Below are 19,554 nucleotides of genomic sequence, written 5' to 3'. Positions count from 1 at the left end.
CAGCAGCCGCAGCACACCACCCCGGTGAGCAGCGCGGCGAGGGCGGGGGCGGGCCGTGCCGGGGGCGGGCGCATTCGCCGGTGTCGGCAGCGCCTCCGCAGCAGCCGCAGCACACCACCCCGGTGAGCAGCGCGGCGAGGGCGGGGGCGGGCCGTGCCGGGGGCGGGCGCATTCGTCGGTGTCAGCGGCGCCTCCGCAGCAGCAGCACACCGCCCGCGGTGAGCAGCGCGGCGAGGGTGGTGGCGAGGGCGGCGGTGGGGGTGCCGGTGCTGGCGAGTTCCTCGGCGAAGGGGAGGCGGGGGGCGGGGGTTCTCTCGGGGTCCGCGGTGCTCGTGCCCGGGTCGGATGCGGAGTCGGATGCGGAGTCGGATGCGGAGTCGGATGCGGAGTCGGATGCGGAGTCGGATACGGAGTCGGAGTCGATGCCGAAGCGGTAGTCGTTGGACTGTCCGACCCAGTCCCCGTCGCCGTCGTTGCGCTGGACGACGGCGGCGTTGGCGGTGACGCGGTTCGGCACGGCATCGGAGGTGACGGCGAGCCGCACCTTCACGGTGACGGTCTTGCGGGGGCCGACGGTGAACCCGGGGAACCCGTCGAAGGCCCCGACGAGTTCGTCCTGGTCGGTGGTCTCGAACCGGACGGGCCGGGTCTGGCCGCCCACGTAGAACTCCATCCGGGGCTGGGCGGACCTCAGCATTCGCCGGTCGTCGACGAGTACGACGACGGGATGGACGTTCTCGCAGGTCAGATCGGTCTTGTTACGGAGCTCCAGATACCACGTCCCATACCCGCCACCGGCCTCGTAGGAGCTGGGCCCGCCATGGATCCGGGTGCTGAGCGGAAAGGAACGCCCATCGGAGGCGGCACAGGCGCTCCCCGGCCCGACGGCGTGCGCGCTCCCCGGCACGGAGAGCAGGGCGAGGGGGAGTAACAGGGACCCAGACAGGAACAGTCGCATGAACACATGACCATGCCGGACGAACCGGCCGACACCGGTGTGCCACTCCAAGGGCGGCGGCGTTTCCGCCCGATCGGCCCCGCCGGTCCAGCGCCGTGCGGTGAGCACGGGCTGGTGAGGCCATCACCGGGGGTACGGACATCCGCCCACCCCAGGGGCCCGTCGAGCAGACCCGGGAGGCCCTCACCCCTCCCCCCGTCCGAACAACGGCGCCAGCAGCAGTTGTGCCGCCCCCTCCGCGACCTCCCGCCCGCCACCCGGAGCGACGCGCACCGGGACCGGCTCCTCGCCGACTCTCCAGCCGCGTTCCTCAAGGACGGCCGCGGTCCCTCGTACGAAACACTCCGGACGGGCCGCGACCGTGCGGCCGCCCAGCAGTACGACGTCGATGTCCAGCAGCGCGACCAGGTTCGCGGCGCCCGTGCCGAGCACCCGGGCCGCCTCCTCGAAGTCGCCGCGTGCCACCGCGGCCAGGCACAGCGCCTCCACGCAGCCCCGGTTGCCGCACTCGCAGACCGGGCCGTCGAGTTGGACGACCTGGTGGCCGAACTCCCCCGCGCCGGTGCGGGCACCCCGGTGCACGACTCCCCCGAGCACCAGACCGCCGCCAAGACCCGCCCCGAAGTGCAGATACGCGAAGGACTCGCCCGCACCGCCGACCGCCAGGCCCAGGGCGGCGGCGTTGGTGTCCTTGTCCACCACGACCGCCACCCCAAGACCCCGCTCCAGCTCCTCCCGCAGCGGGAAGCCGTCCCACTCGGGAAAGCCGGTGACCCGGTGCAGGACCCCCTTCGCATGGTCCAGCGGCCCGGGCAGACCGATGCCGACGCCCAGCAGGGCCCCGCGCCCCTCCACGAGCGCCGAAACCTCCCGCACCACACCCTCGACGACCGCCGCCTTCCCGGCCCCGAGGTCCAGCGAGGCGCTCCGCTCCGCCACCACCGTCCCCGTCAGATCCACCAGCACGGCCCGCAGCGCGTCCCGGTCCAGATGGACGCCCACCGCATGCCCGGCCTCGGGCACCAGCCGCAGTACGGTCCGCGGCTTGCCGCCCGTGGACGCCCGCCGTCCCGCCTCCGCGGCCAGCCCCTCCGCCCGCAGCCGCGCGATGATCTTGCTGACGGCCTGCGGGGTCAGCCCGATCCGGTCGGCCACTTCCAGGCGGCTGATCCCCTCGGGCCCGGCGGTTCGCAGCAGGTCCAGCACGAGCGCGGTGTTGTGGCTGCGCAGCACCGGCAGATTCACGCCCGAGGCCGCCCCACTGATTCCCTTTGCACTGCTCACGCCCCCCATTCTCCCCACCGCTTGCACTTTGGCAACAGCGTTGTGAAAGTAGGGGTCATGACTGGCACATCCCTCCGCACCGGCCTGATCGGCTACGGCCTCGCCGGCTCCGTCTTCCACGCCCCGCTGATCGCCGCCACCGAGGGCCTCACCCTGGACACGGTCGTCACCGCCAACCCGGAGCGGCAGGAGCAGGCCCGCGCCGGGTACCCGGACGTCCGTATCGCCGCGACCCCCGACGAGCTGTTCGCCCGCGCCGACGAACTCGACCTGATCGTCATCGCGTCCCCGAACAAGACGCATGTCCCGCTCGCCACCGCCGCCCTCAAGGCCGGCCTCCCGGTCGTCGTGGACAAGCCGGTCGCGGGCACGGCGGCCGAGGCCCGGGAGCTCGCGGCGCTGGCCGAGGAGCGCGGACTGCTCCTGTCCGTCTTCCAGAACCGCCGCTGGGACAACGACTTCCTCACCCTGCGCAAGCTGATCGCCGACGGCGAGCTGGGCGACGTCCACCGCTTCGAGTCCCGCTTCGAGCGCTGGCGCCCCCAACTCAAGGGCGGCTGGCGCGAGTCCGGCGACCCGGCAGAGATCGGAGGTCTCCTCTACGACCTCGGCAGCCATGTCGTCGACCAGGCCCTGACGCTCTTCGGCCCCGCCGCCTCGGTCTACGCCGAGTCGGACATCCGCCGCCCGGGCGCCGAGACGGACGACGACACGTTCATCGCGATCACGCACACGAACGGCGTCCGCTCCCACCTCTACGTCTCCGCCACCACCGCCCAGCTCGGCCCCCGCTTCCGGGTGCTCGGCTCCAAGGCGGGTTACGTCAAGTACGGCCTCGACCCCCAGGAGGCGGCCCTGCGCGAGGGCGAGCTCCCGGGCGCCGGCTGGGGCACCGAGCCCGAGTCGTTGTGGGGCCGCGTCGGCTCCGGGGAGTCCCCGCTGACCGGCGGGGGCCGCCCCGAACCGACCCTTCCGGGCGACTACCCCGCGTACTATGCGGCCGTGGCCAGGGCCCTTACCGACGGCGGCACCAACCCGGTGACCGCTCTGGAGGCGGCCGCCGCCCTCGACGTACTGGAGGCGGCCCGCCGTTCGGCCCGCGACGGAGTGGCGGTGGCGCTGTGACGCACAGCAACGGAATCACCCCGAAGTTCACCCCGGAGATCACCCCGACCATCGAGGAACTCCAGGCCCAGGAACGCCGCCTGGTCTTCAAGGAGTTCACCCTCGACGACGCCTGGCGCCTGGGCGCGCTCCTGGTGGAACTGGCCCGCGAACGCCAGGCTCCGGTCGCCGTCGACATCCACCGCGCGGGCCAGCAGCTCTTCCACGCCGCGCTTCCCGGCTCGACGCCGGACAACGACGCGTGGATCGCCCGCAAGCGCCGGGTGGTGGAGCGCTACCACTCCTCGTCCTACCTGGTGGGCGCCCGCTCCCGGGCCAAGGGCACGACCTTCGAGGACTCCTCCCGCCTGGACCCGGATGTGTACGCGGCCCATGGCGGCTCCTTCCCCCTCACGGTGGAGGGGGTCGGCGTCATCGGCGCGGTGACGGTCTCCGGACTGCCCCAACTGGAGGACCACCGCTTCGTGGTGGAGGCGCTGGAGGAGTTCTTGAACAAGGCCGAGTAGACCGGCCCGAGGGGCGCGGGGAACTGCGCGACCAGCCACAGACGACCCGCAGTCGCCGACGCTCGCGCAGCCCCCGCCGCTCAGGCGCCCTTCAGCTCCTGCCGCTGCCGCCCGAGCCCCTCGATCTCCAGCTCCACGACATCCCCGGCCCGCAGGAACGGCTTCGGCTCGGGCTGCCCCAGAGCCACCCCCGCCGGCGTACCCGTGTTGATGACATCGCCGGGATACAGCGTCATGAACTGACTGACGTACCGCACCACTTCCCCCACCGGGAAGATCTGCTCGGCGGTCGTCCCGTCCTGCTTCAGCTCCCCGTTGACCCACAGTTTCAGCGACAGGTTCTGCGGATCGGGAACCTCGTCGGCGGTCACCAGCCAGGGCCCCAGCGGATTGAACGTCTCGCAGTTCTTCCCCTTGTCCCAGGTCCCGCCCCGCTCGATCTGGAACTCACGCTCGGACACGTCATGCGCGACCGCGTACCCGGCGACATGCCCGAGCGCCGCCTGAGCGGACTCGGCATACCGAGCCGTACGCCCGATGACGACGGCGAGCTCGACCTCCCAGTCGGTCTTGACCGACCCGCGAGGGACGAGCACCGTGTCGTTCGGCCCCACGACCGTGTCCGCGGCCTTGAAGAAGATGACCGGCTCGGCGGGCGGCTCGGCCCCCGTCTCGCGGGCGTGGTCGTGGTAGTTCAGCCCGATGCACACGACCTTCCCGATCCGCCCGACCGGCGGACCGATCCGCAGCCCCGTGGCGTCCAGAACCGGCAGCTCACCGGCCACGGCACGGATGCGCGCGAGCGCCTCGTCGTCGGCGAGCAGCGCTCCGTCGATGTCCGGCACGACTCCCGACAGGTCCCGCAGAACCCCTTCGGCGTCGAGCAGCGCGGGCGTCTCCGCTCCCGCCGTACCGACTCGCAGCAGCTTCATGATCACAATCTCCCTCGATCGCGGGGCGCCCGCCGACGTGTGCAGCCATCGGAGGACTGGTCGATCCTCCAAGGTCCAAGACCAGTCCGCAATACCCGGTTCACGTACTGGACCGTAGGTCACTTGTACAAGGCGGCCCTTTCCACGGCGCTCCAGGTCGTGCTGGTGACGACGTACAGCGCGGCGGCGAGCGGTACGACGGCCACGGTGACCAGCGTGAAGAAGGAGATGAACGGCATGACCTTGGTGATCGCGCCGGCGCCGGGAGTGCCGAGAGCCGGCGCGCTGTCCGCCAGGGTCACCTTGGACTGCCGGTAGTTGAAGAAGGCGACGGCGGCGACGAGCACGAACAGCCCGACGTACACGAGCCCGGCCGCTCCTCCCGCACTCAACGCGTCGGTCCAGCGGTCGCCGAGGGGTGCGGTGAAGAGCTCGTGGCCGAGCAGTTCGTTGGGCCGGCCGCCGACCTCCCCGCTGGAGAAGAGGTGGTAGAGCAGGAAGAACGCGGGCGCCTGGAGCAGGCTCGGCAGACAGCCGGCCAGCGGGGACACCTTGTGCTCGGTGTGCAGCTCCAGCACGGCCCGCTGGAGCTTCTCGGGGTTCTTCCCGTGCTTGCGGCGCAGTTCGGCGATCTTCGGCTGGAGCGCCGCGCGGGCCTTCTGACCGCGGGCGGAGGCCCGGGACAGCGGATGCACGAGCAGCCGTACGAGCATGGTGAACAGGACGACCGCGGCGGCGGCCGCGGAGCCGTGGAAGAGCGGCTGGAGCAGCTCGGCGAGCTGCTCGACAAGGCGGGCGAAAACGGACATGGGTGAGCCCTCCGGGGGTCTCGTCGTGCCGGGATGGAGATGGGCGGCATGACGACCCACGCGGGGTGTTTAAAGGTGTCTGCCCCTACGCGGTCGTCGCGAGGACGAGTCCGGGGGCTCGGGGGCGCGTGCGTCCCTTGGCATCGGGGTCGCGTTGCGGGAGGAAGGCCGTACGACGGTCCCGGTCGCGGATGGCCGTACGGACCCTGGTGGGCGGTACGGCGGGCGCGCAGCGCGCGGCGATGACCGAGCAGACGGCGAGCGCGGAACCGGCGGCGGCGGTCGCGGCGAGGGCGACGGCGGCGAAGAGGCTGCCGGAGTCGAGCAGGACGACATCGAGGAAGAGGGTGAGGAGCACGAGGGCAGGACGCAGACCGGTCCAGCTCTTGATCATCAGCTTCCCCCCTTCCCGTTGCCATGTGTCATACGGCTGTCATTCGTTATACCTCACCGCGCCCGCATGGAGCGGAGCGTCCCCCACACCACCAGCCGGTAACGCGAGGTGTATTCGGGCGTGCAGGTGGTCAGGGTGATGTAGTACCCGGGATCGCGATAGCCGCGGCGGGGGTGAACGAGGCTGCGCGGCACGGGCCGTATGACCCCGGTGTCGCGCGCGGAGGTCTGCGCCAGGATCTGGTCGACGGCGTACGTGTACACCGCCGTCTTTGTCTCTACGACGATCTCGTCACCGTCGCCGAGCCGGTCGAGCCGCCGGAAGGGCTCACCGTGGGTGTTGCGGTGGCCGGCGAGGGCGAAGTTGCCGGGGCGGCCGGGCTGTTGGGTGTCGGGGTAGTGGCCGACGTAGCCCTTGTTGAGGACGCCGCTCTTGCTGATGCCTTCGGCGACGGGGACGCGGAGGTCGAGGGCGGGGATGGTGAGGATGGCGTAGGTGCGGGACCAGTTGGGGGTGGGGGGTCGCTGGGGGGCGGAGAGCTGGGGTGCGGAGGGCTGGGGGGCGGAGGGCTGGGCGGCTTCCGAAGGGGCCGTTTCCGGGGATGTCCGGGGGGATGGCTCGGTTGATTTCTGCGGTGCCGATTCCCACTCCCGCTCCAGCGCCGCCACCCCCCGTCGGGCGTCCGCCTTGGCCTCCCGGTTGGTCCACCAGAGCTGGTGGACGACGAGGAGCAGCAGTACGAGGCCGACGGTGACCAGGAGTTCGCCGCCGGTCCACAGTGCGCGGCGGCCGAGGGCGCGGCGGCGTCGGGTGCTGTGCTGGACGACGAGGGGTCCCCGCATGCACGCACGATAGGGGGGCGGAGGTGAAGTGACCAGAGTCCGTGGGGACGTTCGAGACTTCGTACAGCGGTTTGAGAAAGGGCTGTCGCAACCCTCGACAACCCCCGCCGGGGCCCCCGATGCTTCCTGATGGCATGGACGGGACAGGCCACCTTCCGAATGATCGGAAGGCATCGGGAAGCTCCGGCAAGCTTCGGGAAGCGGAGAAGTCATGATCCGACGCAGAACTCTGCTGGCGGCGACAGGCGGAGCCGTCCTGGGCAGCGCCCTGGCGACGGGCACCGCACACGCGGACGCGACGATCGCGGTCAACCCCGGGACGCGGTACGGCACATGGGAGGGCTGGGGCACATCACTGGCCTGGTGGGGCAATGTCTTCGGCACGCGGGACGACTTCGCCGACCTCTTCTTCACCACCAAGTCGGTGACGTACAACGGCACCTCGCTCCCCGGCCTGGGTCTGAACATCGCCCGCTACAACCTGGGCGCGTGCAGCTGGAACAGCGTGAACGGCCAGACGATGGTCAAGTCGCCGAACATCCCCGCCTTCAAGCAGATCGAGGGGTTCTGGCAGGACTGGAACAACGAGGACCCGGCGTCCTCGGCCTGGGACTGGACGGCGGACGCGGCGCAGCGGGCGATGCTGGTGAAGGCGACGCAGAGAGGGGCCGTCTCGGAGCTGTTCGCCAACTCCCCGATGTGGTGGATGTGTTACAACCACAACCCGTCCGGCGCCGCCGACGGCGGCAACAACCTCCAGACCTGGAACTACCGCCAGCACGCCTCCCACTTGGCGGCGGTCGCCCTGCACGCGAGGACGAACTGGGGCGTGAACTTCGCGACGGTGGACCCCTTCAACGAGCCGGCGTCGACCTGGTGGACGGCTACGGGCACCCAGGAGGGCTGCCACCTTGACCCGGCGGTACAGGCGGCCGTACTGCCGTACATGAGAAGCGAGTTGGACAAGCGAGGCCTGTCCTCCGTACGCATCTCGGCATCGGACGAGACGAACTACGACACGGCGCGCAGCACGTGGGCTTCGTTCGGTTCGTCGACGAAGGCGCTGGTGTCGCAGGTGAACGTGCACGGCTACCAGGGCACGGGCGGCCGCAGGGACCTGCTCTACACGGACGTAGTGACGACCTCGGGCAAGAAGCTGTGGAACTCGGAGACGGGCGACAGCGACGGCACGGGCCTGAGCATGGCCCGCAACCTCTGCTACGACTTCCGCTGGCTGCATCCGACGGCCTGGTGCTACTGGCAGGTCATGGACCCGTCGACGGGCTGGGCCATGATCGCGTACGACGCGAACACCCTCCAGCCGACGACCGTACAGCCGAAGTACTACGTGATGGCGCAGTTCAGCCGCCATATCCGCCCCGGCATGACGATCCTGGACACGGGTGTGAGCTACGCGGTGGCGGCGTACGACGCGGCGGCGCGCCGCTTGGTTCTGGTGGCCGTGAACACTTCGACTGCCGCCCAGACGCTGACCTTCGACCTCTCCCGCTTCACCACGGTGTCGGGCGGCTCGGGAGGCCTGGTCCCGCGCTGGAACACGGTGACGGGAGGCGGGGACATGTACCGGTCGTACGCGGACCGGTATGTGTCGGGCAAGTCGGTGAGCGCGGTGTTCGCGCCGGGGGCGGTGCAGACGCTGCACGTGGACGGGGTGACGATCTGATGTCCGCCGGGCGTCCTGGCCTGCGCATATCTCACGCTCGCCGGGCGCCCGCAGTACGGTGTCCCCCATGCGCCCCGACACGCCTGCCGAGAACGTCGACCACACCGCCGAAGCGGCACGCCTGGAGCGGACCGCCGGCCTGTATCCCGAGGACGCCGAAGCCCTGCTGCTGCGGGCGGCGGCCCACCTGGAACTGTCCGGCGACCGCCCCGCCGCGAGCACGCTCTACGACCGCCTGCTGTCGTCCGCGGACTCCTTGGAGAACCCTTCCCTGATCCGGGCCCTGAAGGCGTCGAACCTGTGGGAGTACGGCCATGAGGCGGAGGCCCGGGCGATCATCGACGGAGTCCGAGCGGCGGCACCCCGGGACCCGGCCCCCTGGGTGATCGTGGCGGAGGCGCTGGAGTCGCACGACGAGCTGGAGGCGGCGCAGGAGACGTTCACGGAGGGGGTGCGCCTGCTCCTGACGGACGTCCCGGAGCCCCCGTACTCAACGCATCCGCTGCTGTACGGCCGTCACCGGGTCCGCCGCATGCTCGGCGCGACGCACGACGACTGGGACACCCTGGCGGACACGATCCACCTCACCCACGCCTCCCCCGCCTCCCCCGCCTCCGCGGTGTCCCTGGACGAACTCCACGACCCGAAGCGCGTGTGGTCCCTGGGCTCGAACAACCCGGCGGAACTGGAGGCGGAGATCAGCCGCCTGCGAGCGGAGCTCGGCGCCTACCGGGAGGCACTGTCCCGCCCCTTCCCGGTGGCGGTACTGCACTGGCCGGCGGCCGAACTGAGCGAGTTGCTGGAGGCGTACCCGACGCTGGCGGACGAGTATCCGTCCCACGACGCACATTTGTCGACCATAGAGGCCTCCCTGCGGGAACTGGCGACCTCCGGCACCCCGAACCTGGGCATCGTGACGGGCACGGTCCCGTCGTACGAGGCGTTCGCGGCGTCGGAGGGGGCGTCACCGGGGGAGGTGTCGCTTCTGCCCCAGTACGCGACGACGCTGGCGGCGCGGGGGCGGGCCGTGGAGTGGCCGCCGCAGCGGGGGGCGGGTTGTTGGTGCGGGTCGGGGCGGGGTTACGGGGTGTGTCACGGGGCGGAGTGACCTTGCCACGGGGACTGTCACGGGGCGGAGTGACCGGGCTACGGGGGACTGCCACGGGGCGGAGTGACCGGGCTACGGGGGACTGTCACGGGGCGGAGTGACCGGGCTACGGGGGACTGCCACGGGGCGGAGTGACCGGGCTACGGGGGACTGCCACGGGGCGGAGTGACCGGGCTACGGGGGACTGCCACGGGGGCGGAGTGACCGGGCTACGGGGGACTGCCACAGCGGGCGGAGTGACGGGCTCTACGGGGACTGCCACAGGGGCGGAGTGACCGGGGCTCACCCCGTCCGCCCCTCGACGGCGGCGGCAACGTCGTCGAGATCCTTGGCGATGGCCTTACTGACCGCGCGAGCGCCGAGGCCGCCGAGAATCTTGGCGAGGACACCCATGGCCCCGCGGCTCGGGGCCTGGGCGGTGAACGTCATACCGACGGTCGTCGTGACCGGCCCGTGGGCCCGCAGCACCCACTCCGAGAGGTAGTGGGTGCCGTGGGACTCGGCCTCGACGACATAGCGCTCGGGCGGGTCGCATGCGGTGACCCACATCTCCTCGGTGGCGTCCCTACCGAACATGCGACGGGTTTCGCGCCAGCGGGTGCCTACACCGAAGCCGTCGCCTGAGAGAACCTCGATCTTCGAGACGCCGGTGAGGACGTGTTCCATGCCCTGGAGGTCGGTGAGTGCTGCCCACACTGTGCCCTGATCTGCGGCGATACGGCGCTCTACGACGACGGTTTTGCTGGTCATGGCTCCATGAAAGCAGCGGGGTCCGACAACCGCTCGACGGCCGAGGGGCACGACTTACCGAACGCCCCATGCCACTTGGGCATGTGAGCGCTTGGACCGCACGCAGACGTGTGGTCTCACTCGCGATAGACGGGCGGAGCATTGGTGTATGTGTGACCTGTGGGAGCTGTCCAGGTACTGGTACCGGTGTGCGGATCTCGGGTCACTTTCCACCCTGGGTGATGGGTCTTGAGGCGGTGGTGACGGCGGCACAGCGGCTGCAGATTGTCCGGCACTGTCTGGCCGCCCATCCGGGGATTCTGGTGGTCAAACGGCCGGATGTGGTCGAGGTCGCAGCGGTGCGCGGGCATCCGGCAGCTCGGAAAGGCGCAGTACCGGTCCCGAGCAATCACCTGCCGTGCCGTCTCGGCCGTCGGCCGATAGGTCGTCGGATCGGTCTTGACGAGCAGGCCGGTCTCCGGCTGTGTCAGCAGACGCCTCCAGACCGTGCCCGGCGCGAACGCGAGCTCGCGAGCCTGCCCGGCGGTGATCGGCCCGTATCCCTTCAGCTCCGCAGGCCCATCATCCGCGCCCAAGAGAATGTCGAATGGAACGGTCACCTGCACCACTACGGCAGACCGGCCCGAGGGCGCCCCACTGACCGCCGGGGCAGACGCTCCGGGCTGGTTGACCACCAGGTCGAACAGAGCATCGGCGCGCTTCTGCTCCAAGGTCCGTCCTCCGTCCGTGTAGGAGTCGGCACGGGTGTCCACCGCCTGCTCCATCAGCGCGGCCTGCTGCGCGGGTAACACAGCCCCGAACCAGGCCATGCCGTCGTCCTGCGGATGGCGCTCAACCCTCCGCTCCCGAAGCCGCTGCCGATGACGCACCTCCGCCCCTTCGGGATCGGCCCGGAGAATCTCCCGGCGCAGAGCAGCCCTCGTCTGCCCGGCCGCTTGCCCGGGCATCTTCACCATCATGATTGCTTCCACCTGGCCGGCCACCTCGTCGTCGAGCACTTCCAACTGCTCGGCAACCGCCTGCGCCTGCAGATAGGAGATCTCTCCACCCGCGAGCAGCCCGGTCGTGCCCTCATGTCGGACAGCCAACAGCGTGGCCGTCCTCAGACGGTGCGCGGCGGTCTGGTTCGCCAGCCGCAACGCACACGCCACCTCCTCGACGGCCGTGTCCCACGAGGCGGCGAAGACATCGTCCAGCTTCCCTCCCGCATCCACGATGGCGGCGTCAGGGATCTCGGTGTGCTCCGCAATCGCGGCCAGAACCTCAATCTGCTTGGCCTGTAACCACGACAGGTGTCGCTCCAGCACCACCAGCGCATCGATCCGCCCCCGCGCCGAAAGCTGCGCCAGATCAAGGTCATCGAGCCGAGCCGCACTCAGCGCACTCGGCCGTAGTTCCCGCAGCTCTGCTGCCCACTCGTCCAACGGACCGGGGCCGAAAACACCCGCACCCGCAGCTTCGTCAGCCCGACCCTCCCGGACAGGACCACGAGACGACTCGCCCCCACCCGTCAGCCCTGTCCCAGACATAACGCTCACCCCCGCATTCCCTCGACAGCGCACCGAACTCCCCGCGCCCACAGGCGAGTCGACACTCCCAATTATCGCTCACGGAGAGTGATAACACCAGGTCAGCACCAGACTCGAAAGAGTGAACCGCTCCAGAACGATCCACCGATCCACTCAGCACGCACACACGCGCAGCCGCCAATCGCACCCGGCACGCCAGAGCCGCAGGCGCATCCTCCCGCCTGCCGCAAGCCGCTGAGCAGACTCGGCGTGCATGCGAGACGCGACCGCGCCCCCAACCCCGGCCCGCTCCTCGACCAACCCGACCCCACCCAACCTGGCCACCCGTCTTTCCGGGCCGCGCGCTCGCTTCTCACCCGTGCTGGAGCGGACCGGGTCAAGGGTCGGCCGCAGGCCGATCGCCGAAGGCGACGCGGAGCGCCCTTGACGCGGTCCGCGGAAGCACGACACTGACAAGGAAGCGGGCGGCCCAACGGTTCAGACTTGCGAGGTCGAGCCCGACGGGCCCTTTGATCATCTCCGTACGGTTGAGACCGCCGCCCCCTGCCCTGACAGAATTGCTCCGTGCCTCACCTCATCCCATCCTCCCCCTCCGTCTCCGCCCGGATGAGCAAGCAGGGCTCCCGCGACACAGTGCCGGAGGTAGCGGTTCGGCGCCTCTTGCACGCTGCGGGACTGCGGTACCGAGTGAACGTGCCCGTACCCGGTATGCCTCGCCGCACGATCGATGTCGTCTTCCCCAAGGCCAAGATCGCGGTCTTCATGGACGGCTGCTTCTGGCACGGCTGTCCCGAACACGCCACGCGACCGAAGTCCAACGCAGAGTGGTGGCGGCAGAAATTGCACCGCAACATGGCGCGTGACACGGAGACCACCGAGCGGCTCGTTGCGGCCGGGTGGGAAGTACTGCGGTTCTGGGAGCATGAAGCGCCGAGCGACGTGGCCCTCCGTATCGCGGCGGCCGTCGAGCGGCGAAGGGGGCGAGGGAAAAGCCAATGAGTGGGCTGACCTTTCTGGACGTGTGCTCGGGGGCCGGTGGGCTCGCCCTGGGACTGGAACGCGCCGGCTTCGAGCCCAAACTGCTGCTCGACGAGGACGACGATGCCTGCCGGACACTGCGGGCCAACCGAGCGCACTGGAACGTGCTTCAGGCGGATCTCCTGGACTTCGACCCGAGCGAGCACCCGGAGAGCTACGACGTGGACCTGCTGTCCGCAGGACTGCCGAGGGTGAAGTCGAACGCCACGGCCTCCCGGGCCGAGTCGGGCGACGAGGAGCGGCTTCTGAAGGCTGCCGTCTACCTCGCCCACGCGGTTGGGCCGCGCGCGCTGCTCGTGGAGAACGTGCCCACCCTGGCCCACTCGGACCGGTTCCGCGACTTCCGCGAGTTCGCCCGGGCCGAACTGGAGCATCTCGGTTACGAGTTCAGCTGGTTCGTCTTGAATGCCGCGGATTTTGGAGTGCCGCAGGATCGTAAGCAGGGCTTGCTGGTGGCGATCAAGAAGACGTGGTTTCCGGCCTTCAGGCCACCGTCTCCCACCGTGGTGAACCATGTGTCGGTCGGTGAGGCCCTGGCGTCCTCCATGCGGTCCCGTGGCTGGAAGGACGCCGACCGATGGATTGCCCAAGCGACCAGCGTGGCCCCAACACTGGTCGGCGGGTCGAAGAATCGCGGTGGGGCCGACCTGGGGCTCGCCGGCACGAAACGCAAGTGGGAAGGGCTGGGGGTGAACGCTCACTCACTGGGAAACGAGATCCCGGGGCCCGATTTCGTGTGGGCACCGGAACTCGGCCGGGACGGCATGGTGCGGCTCACCGTGGACCAGGCGGCGCTGCTCCAGAGCTTCCCTGACGACTGGGAGATCACCGGCAAGAAGACAGCCCGGTACCGACAGATCGGCCACGCATCCCCTCCGCCGGTGGGCGAGGCACTCGGTCGGGCGATTGCCGCGGCGCTCCGCTCCTGAACCGTGAAGCGCCAGGTCACAGCAGGAACTGCGACATCGAGACCGACCGCACAACTCAGGCGGTGCCGCGGATGCCACGCCGGCTACACTTCCACGTCATGACCCGAGCACCCCATCCGGACGCAAACCAGGCAAAGCCCTACATTGTGGACCTATTTGCAGGGCCCGGCGGCCTGGACATCGCGGCCGAGATGCTCGATCTGAGCACCATTGGCGTGGAATGGGACACTTCGACCCGAGCGACGCGGCACGCCGCGAACCTGCTCACCACGAGGGAACCGGACGTGGCGAAGGTGAATCCACTCGACCCCGAGGTCGCCTCGGCCCGTGTCCTCACCGGCGGCCCGCCCTGTCAGACGTACTCGGTGGCGGGCAATCGTGAGGGACACAAGGCCCTCAAAGTTGTCCAGGACCTGGCAGAGCTCGTAGGACAGAGCCAGACGGTCGGAGAATTGGAGAGGGCCTGGGCGAAGGTCGAGAAGACAGCCCACGCGGAGTCATGGGCTGATGAGCGCACCGGGCTGGTACTGCAACCCCTGCGGTGGATCGCCGAAAAGAAGCTCAAGGCCGAGCCCTATGAGGCAGTCGTGCTGGAGCAGGTACCCACCGTCCTGCCCGTCTGGGAGACATACCGCGACATTCTCCGTGAACTGGGCTACGACGCGGAGCGCGGCATGTTGCACACCGAGGAGTACGGGGTGCCGCAGACCCGTCGCCGCGCGGTGTTGATCGCACGCTACCGAGGGACCAGAGGCCAGAGCCTGGACTTCCCTCCCCTCACGCATCAGCGATATCGCAAGGGGGCACAGCGCCTCCCCGCCCAGCAGCCCGCGACGGCGAACGCTGCGGCCGAGCAGAGTTCTCTTTTCGATGCCCCGGTCCGGACCGATGGGCCGAAGCCGTGGGTCTCGATGCGCGACGCGCTCAGGGACACGCGATCCACAGACTTCGTCGTCCGCTCCAACTACGGGTCGGGGGGCGACCCCAAGAAGCGTGGACTGCGCACCTCCGACATGCCGTCAGCCACGGTCACCGGCAAGGTGCGCCGCAACAAGGTGTTCGAACTCAAGGGCATCGATGACAACGGCGAACCCGAACTGGGCCCGGAACAGGACCGCTTCACGCCCCGTGAAGCCGGCCTGCTGCAGACCTTCCCGGTCGAGTACCCCTGGCAAGGCACCGATGTCGCACAGCAGATCGGCAATGCGATTCCGCCGCTCCTGGCCGTCCACATCCTGTGCACGGCGCTCCGGCTCGACGATGACCGCAAGGAACAAGCCATCAAAGCTCTGACGTCCTGGCAGCCGCCCCGCAAGTAGCGACGGGCAACCGGATCACTCCTCCTCGGCGTCCTCCATGCTCGCTCCCTTGCCGCGCACAGGCACCTCCGAAAACAGCTCAGCGAAGTGGTCCGTCAGGCGTTCCACCGAATCATCGGGGGCGCGCTCCTCGGCCGGCCCGGTGGGAAGAGGGCGGTGGTGCACGGAGAGCCCTGCTTCCGCCTCGTCGATCCATCTCTGCACAGCCCCGACGTCACGCTCCACGTCCGGTGCCATCACGTCGTACATCACGGTTGCGGCAGCAGCGTTGACCGCCTTGCCCAGAGCATTCGCATCACGGCCCGTCCGTACGACTTCCCGTTGAAGCAGACGGACCAAGGCTTGCGCCGTAGGCCGGTGGTCGATGACGTCCAGTCTCAACACCGTGTTCAGCATGTCCTGGTTGCCGCAGGCCACGACGACCGGTTCGTAGTTCGGCCCGTTCCGGAACAGTTCGGCCGACCACCAGAGCCGAGCGAAGGCCTGCTTGTGGTAAGGGCCCTTGAAATACCGCGCGTTGACAGACTTCTTCGATTCTGAGAGATGCCGCCAGACCACGAAGTCGGGAGCGACACCGAGTGCCAGGTAGTTCCACAGCGCGGGGTCGGCCGCCTCCGCACGGGTGAGACGAAGGATCGCGTGCAGACGGGGCGCGAGCCAGGCGTCCGCCTGTGTCGGTCTGTCGTCCCGGTAGATATACATCGCGTCGTCGATCAGGTCCCGGATCGCGCGAAGTCTCCACCGAGGACTCTCCGGCAGCGGCTCGGCGGATTGGTTGAGGGCAATCCCGGGGACGTTGTCCTTCCCGGACAACAACCCGTCGGAGATGAACCGAGCCGCCTCCTCGTCGGCGAGACGAGCCAGGTACTCGGGCAGATGATCGGGCCTCTCCGTCATGCCTCGTCCTCACGCTTGAGCTTGTCCAGGCCGCGTACGGTCTCCGACAGGGCCCTGGGCACGTCGGCCCTCCGCATCGCCGCGTACTGGATGCGCGGCTGCAGTTCGGTCCATCCCGTCGCGCCGACGCGGCGGCGGTGCACCTCGCGCAAGGCGTCCTCGATCGTCCGATCCGGCACGACGTCGGGAAGCATCTCCCTGAGCACCTCACCCTGCCAACCGTGCGGGAACAGCGGAGTGCCGTCGTCCTCGATCTCCAGGTCACCGATGGCCGAGTGGAACACGGCGACCCAGACGTCGGCGGCCATCTGGGACACCATCATTTCGTTGACGATCCCCTCGGGGCCTCGCCCTTCGGCACCGAGGACGTCCGCAATGCCGTCGAAGTCGGTGTTGATGTGCACGGTGGGAAGCGCGCCCGACGCGTTCACGATCCACGGTGCGTCGGTGAAGTTCTGCAGCCAGCGCGGGCCCTTGGCGAACCCGACTTCCTTGATGTCGAAGCTCAACTCTCGGGTCGGAGTGTCGCTCCTCACGTCGACGATCCAGTCGTCGACCGCTTCTCCGATGATCCGGCCGGGCACGCCGTCGACCGACGCGATCACCTGAACAGTCAGGCCGGCACGGTCAAAGATGTCGGAGCGCAGCACCTGCAGTTCACCGCGCCATTCACGGCCGCCCTCCGTCTCGGGGACGAGCCTCGACGTGACGCGAGTGTTGGTCGTCCTGTCCGTCAGCACCGCCACCACTGTGACGTCGGACCACGGTCCGCCGGGCTCGGTGGCCTTCGAGGGAATCGTCGCCGAGACGGTCAGCGTGGCGGTCTCCCAGTCCAGCGTCTCCGCCAGGCCGAGCGCGACAACCCGCTCGACGACGGAACGCGCCCGGGAGTCGAGTTGCTCACGCGGCTGCTCGGGTGCCTTGACCTTTGCCGCGTCCACCCGCAGCGAGACTGTGCCGCGCAGTCGCGGATACGGGAACACCTTCATGACAGCGACTCCCCTTCACCAGTCCGCAGTTCGACGACGAGCCCGCTCAGATTCGTTCTGACGGCATGTGTGGTGGGGTCGGTCACGCCACGGAATGTGGCCGAACGTGCTCCGTCGGAGAAGCGCAGAGTCCCCTCCACCACCTGACAGTTGTCCACGCCCGCGAGCTCGGCCCACGCGATGGTGGGGCGCGGACCGGAACGCACGTCGAACTTGGCCACGGGCACGAGTCGCCACTCGGCGCCGCCGGCGGGAATCCTGATCTCGCCGATCACCTGCCAGGCACCTCCGTCGAGCACTTGGGCGTCCAGCTCCTCCAACACGGGCATGGTCGCCGTCGAGAGCCTCTTCCGCTTCTTCGTCGAACCAACGGTCAGCGTCCGGGCCAGACGCCCTCCCCCCGGCTTCGGCCCCTTCTTGGGGCGGACCACCAGCGCCTTGATCGCCGCGTTGGTCTCTCGGGTGAGCGCGTTGATCCTCCGGTACGCCGAGGGCGAGTAGGTGAGCGTCAGCTCCTCGGTCTGACCCCACTTGTTGTGCTCCGGGGGCTCGGCGGCACGCAGGAACTCCTCGGCCTCAGTGGCGAACGGGGCCGACGGACCCGCTGCGTCACCGGTAAGCAGAACCGCCTGGAACGGGTTGACGGACAGCGGGAGACCGGGAACAGCGGTGTCCCGCACCGTCATACGGTTGCCACGCATCGCCACGACGCGATTGGGCTTTCCGTCCGCGTCCTCGGCATCCGTTACCAGGAGCACCGCACGATGCTCTCCCAGAGACGCGCGTCCGCCGCCCCGGACAGGCAGGTTGAGGGGGACGGTGGTCGCGGCGACCTGCCCGGACTCCGTGAGCTGCTCCACGGTAGTCCCGTCCAGGAACGCCTTCAGCGCCCGCGTACGGGAAGGCTGAGTGACCGTGGGGTCCACGCGCTCCTCCGGGATCACCACAGCACCGTTGCGCAGGGTGCGCACAGATGCCTCCAAGAGCGGAAGCCGGTCGCCGCCGCCCGTCATCGCGGCCCAGAAGTTCTTGCCCAACGCCCATACGAGCCGGCGATGCATCCGCTGGATGCTGTCGTCGTCCTCGGTCTCGTCGCCCTCGGACGTGGAGCTGTCGTCGGCGAGGCTGGCCACGTCGTGGGCGCCCACGATCAGGAACGACGTTCCCGGCTCGCCGCTCTCCCGCGTCAGGTGAAGGGACTCCACCGTCTCTTCGTCCGCCCACCAGGAGCGCGCCACTCTGGCTCCCGGTGAGTCGGGGTCGGGCCGCCCCAACCAGGCCGGCCCTGCACACGCTTCGCCGTTCACCTTGCGCCACGGCAGATCGAGGCGGCCGATGAGACGACGCTCGGTCCGGCCCTCGTGAGGCTCGGACAGCGTGGAGTTGATGAGCACGAGGCCGAGCCGACTGGTCGCCCACAGGGTGGCCTTGCCCAGGCCGTACGAACCACCCGCAGAGCTACCGGACTTGTGACTGTCGAGCTGACGCCTGACCACCGCCGCGAAGCGGCCGTCGTCGTAGTCGTCGCCGGTCAGGCCCGCCGCGTTGTAGTCGTCCACCCGCAGCAGCACCAAGCGGTCTCGCTCGTACATGTCGCGCAGCCCCGCGTCGATGACCCGGCCGACCTTCTGTTCCTGCGCAGCGGCCACCTCGTAGTGCGGGAAGAGTTTGTCCCACTGGATGGCCTCGCGGAATCGGGCGAGTGTCTCCCCCGTCAGCTCGTGCAGGGTGTAACGCACCCGCACGGGCCGCCCGTTGGCCGTGAGTCGCTCGTCTAGGCTGTTCTGACAGGTCTCCCGGGCCAGCACAGACACGTCCGCGTCGAAAGCGAACGCGGCGGCATTGCCCAACTCCCGCCCCCCGTCGGCGTGTCCGGGCCGGTGATACCAGTCGACGGGGAGGCCGGCCTGAGTGTCAGTGGTGCGGGTGTGCACCGTGGCCAGGTCAGTGTTCAAGGCCCGAGCGATCCGTTCTATCGTCTCGGGGCGCGGGGTCGCCCGTCCGGTGATCCACGCCGAGACAGCCGCACGCGTCACCTCCACGGCCACGGCCAGCTCGGTCTGCGTCATGTCGGCGAGCTTCAACTGCCGCGCCAGCCATGGACCGAAGTCCTCGCCTGCTTCCACGGTCACCTGCTCTCGGATCCTGCTCCAGTTGCGGTCGGACAGCTCCCCCAGCCTACCTGCCTCTTTGACAGTGCACCTCATGTCAAACAACCTTTGACAGAGATCCTGGGGTAGCAGACGTGGCGGCGACTAGGTCTATCCGAATTCCCACCAATTGCCCCTTTTCTGCTCGGCGGACCACCCTCTCAAACCCCCTTGCGGACCCGCGACTTGACCGAGTACGGTCCCTCTCCAGCGGCCCCACACGCTTCGGAAGAAACATTTCTCCGACGCCCTGGTAGAAGTGTGCCGTCTCCCCCTCACGGCATTGCGACGGTGCTACGCGTAATGGCGTG

The 19,554-nt window shown here is 69.3% G+C and carries 18 protein-coding genes; 7 read left to right on the top strand and 11 right to left on the bottom strand.

Features of this window, described 5'->3' with window-relative positions; genetic code table 11:
• Window positions 1–181 precede the first annotated feature (181 nt).
• Complete coding sequence (locus RMT89_RS34300; protein ID WP_315887654.1) at window positions 182–958, bottom strand: hypothetical protein; 777 nt, start codon at window positions 956–958, stop codon at window positions 182–184.
• 183 nt (window positions 959–1,141) lie between these two features.
• A complete protein-coding gene (locus RMT89_RS34295) occupies window positions 1,142–2,251 on the bottom strand; it encodes an ROK family transcriptional regulator (RefSeq protein ID WP_315887653.1) in 1,110 nt (369 codons plus the stop codon).
• A gap of 48 nt (window positions 2,252–2,299) precedes the next feature.
• On the opposite strand from RMT89_RS34295, the gene RMT89_RS34290 reads away from it, so the two are divergent.
• Window positions 2,300–3,367, top strand: coding sequence for a Gfo/Idh/MocA family oxidoreductase (locus tag RMT89_RS34290; RefSeq protein WP_315887652.1), 1,068 nt, complete (start codon window positions 2,300–2,302; stop codon window positions 3,365–3,367).
• Window positions 3,364–3,873, top strand: coding sequence for a heme-degrading domain-containing protein (locus tag RMT89_RS34285; protein WP_315887651.1), 510 nt, complete (start codon window positions 3,364–3,366; stop codon window positions 3,871–3,873). Before RMT89_RS34290 ends, RMT89_RS34285 begins: the two co-directional genes overlap by 4 nt.
• An 80-nt stretch (window positions 3,874–3,953) precedes the next feature.
• Here RMT89_RS34285 and RMT89_RS34280 read toward each other — a convergent pair whose 3' ends face one another.
• From RMT89_RS34280 to RMT89_RS34265, 4 genes are all read right to left on the bottom strand, one after another.
• Complete coding sequence (locus RMT89_RS34280; protein WP_315887650.1) at window positions 3,954–4,805, bottom strand: fumarylacetoacetate hydrolase family protein; 852 nt, start codon at window positions 4,803–4,805, stop codon at window positions 3,954–3,956.
• 119 nt (window positions 4,806–4,924) lie between these two features.
• The gene (locus RMT89_RS34275; protein ID WP_315887649.1) at window positions 4,925–5,614 is read right to left on the bottom strand and encodes a YidC/Oxa1 family membrane protein insertase; all 690 of its coding nucleotides are present in this window, start codon (window positions 5,612–5,614) and stop codon (window positions 4,925–4,927) included.
• Between the two features lie 85 nt (window positions 5,615–5,699).
• Window positions 5,700–6,008, bottom strand: coding sequence for a DUF6412 domain-containing protein (locus RMT89_RS34270; RefSeq protein ID WP_315887648.1), 309 nt, complete (start codon window positions 6,006–6,008; stop codon window positions 5,700–5,702).
• Window positions 6,009–6,061: 53 nt separating this feature from the next.
• The gene (locus RMT89_RS34265) at window positions 6,062–6,850 is read right to left on the bottom strand and encodes a class E sortase (RefSeq protein WP_315887647.1); all 789 of its coding nucleotides are present in this window, start codon (window positions 6,848–6,850) and stop codon (window positions 6,062–6,064) included.
• A 211-nt stretch (window positions 6,851–7,061) separates the two neighbouring features.
• Between RMT89_RS34265 and RMT89_RS34260 the strand changes: the two genes are divergently transcribed.
• Together RMT89_RS34260 and RMT89_RS34255 are read left to right on the top strand one after the other, a co-directional pair.
• Window positions 7,062–8,534: a glycoside hydrolase gene (locus tag RMT89_RS34260; protein ID WP_315887646.1), complete on the top strand. Its 1,473-nt coding sequence runs from the start codon at window positions 7,062–7,064 to the stop codon at window positions 8,532–8,534.
• 67 nt (window positions 8,535–8,601) lie between these two features.
• Window positions 8,602–9,642 carry an SEC-C domain-containing protein gene (locus tag RMT89_RS34255; protein ID WP_315887645.1) on the top strand — a complete coding sequence of 347 codons (1,041 nt, stop codon included), beginning with the start codon at window positions 8,602–8,604 and terminating at the stop codon, window positions 9,640–9,642.
• Between the two features lie 282 nt (window positions 9,643–9,924).
• On the opposite strand, the gene RMT89_RS34250 is transcribed toward RMT89_RS34255, so the two are convergent.
• Both RMT89_RS34250 and RMT89_RS34245 read right to left on the bottom strand, forming a co-directional pair.
• Window positions 9,925–10,392, bottom strand: a complete 468-nt coding sequence (locus tag RMT89_RS34250; protein WP_315887644.1) for an SRPBCC family protein — start codon at window positions 10,390–10,392, stop codon at window positions 9,925–9,927.
• Window positions 10,393–10,508: 116 nt separating this feature from the next.
• The gene (locus tag RMT89_RS34245) at window positions 10,509–11,816 is read right to left on the bottom strand and encodes a DUF222 domain-containing protein (RefSeq protein WP_315887643.1); all 1,308 of its coding nucleotides are present in this window, start codon (window positions 11,814–11,816) and stop codon (window positions 10,509–10,511) included.
• A gap of 711 nt (window positions 11,817–12,527) precedes the next feature.
• On the opposite strand from RMT89_RS34245, the gene RMT89_RS34240 reads away from it, so the two are divergent.
• The 3 genes from RMT89_RS34240 to RMT89_RS34230 all read left to right on the top strand — a co-directional run bounded on the left by RMT89_RS34240 (window position 12,528) and on the right by RMT89_RS34230 (window position 15,207).
• A complete protein-coding gene (locus RMT89_RS34240) occupies window positions 12,528–12,920 on the top strand; it encodes a very short patch repair endonuclease (RefSeq protein ID WP_315887656.1) in 393 nt (130 codons plus the stop codon).
• The gene (locus RMT89_RS34235) at window positions 12,917–13,888 is read left to right on the top strand and encodes a DNA cytosine methyltransferase (protein WP_315887642.1); all 972 of its coding nucleotides are present in this window, start codon (window positions 12,917–12,919) and stop codon (window positions 13,886–13,888) included. Before RMT89_RS34240 ends, RMT89_RS34235 begins: the two co-directional genes overlap by 4 nt.
• A 98-nt stretch (window positions 13,889–13,986) precedes the next feature.
• Window positions 13,987–15,207: a DNA cytosine methyltransferase gene (locus RMT89_RS34230; RefSeq protein ID WP_315887641.1), complete on the top strand. Its 1,221-nt coding sequence runs from the start codon at window positions 13,987–13,989 to the stop codon at window positions 15,205–15,207.
• Between the two features lie 15 nt (window positions 15,208–15,222).
• On the opposite strand, the gene RMT89_RS34225 is transcribed toward RMT89_RS34230, so the two are convergent.
• From RMT89_RS34225 to RMT89_RS34215, 3 genes are read right to left on the bottom strand one after another with little or no spacing between them, the layout of a single operon-like run.
• A complete protein-coding gene (locus RMT89_RS34225; protein ID WP_315887640.1) occupies window positions 15,223–16,104 on the bottom strand; it encodes a DUF6339 family protein in 882 nt (293 codons plus the stop codon).
• Window positions 16,101–17,093 (bottom strand): hypothetical protein, encoded by a 993-nt coding sequence (locus tag RMT89_RS34220; protein ID WP_315887639.1) that lies wholly within the window; start codon window positions 17,091–17,093, stop codon window positions 16,101–16,103. Before RMT89_RS34220 ends, RMT89_RS34225 begins: the two co-directional genes overlap by 4 nt.
• Entirely contained in the window at window positions 17,090–19,219 is a 2,130-nt protein-coding gene (locus RMT89_RS34215) for a helix-turn-helix transcriptional regulator (protein WP_315887655.1), read from the bottom strand. Before RMT89_RS34215 ends, RMT89_RS34220 begins: the two co-directional genes overlap by 4 nt.
• Window positions 19,220–19,554 lie beyond the last annotated feature (335 nt).

Origin of the sequence: Streptomyces sp. P17 (genome assembly GCF_032436805.1) — a bacterium.
Classification (GTDB): domain Bacteria; phylum Actinomycetota; class Actinomycetes; order Streptomycetales; family Streptomycetaceae; genus Streptomyces.
The sequence above is the reverse complement of the archived record's forward strand: the minus strand, read 5'-3'. Positions and strand labels throughout refer to the sequence as shown.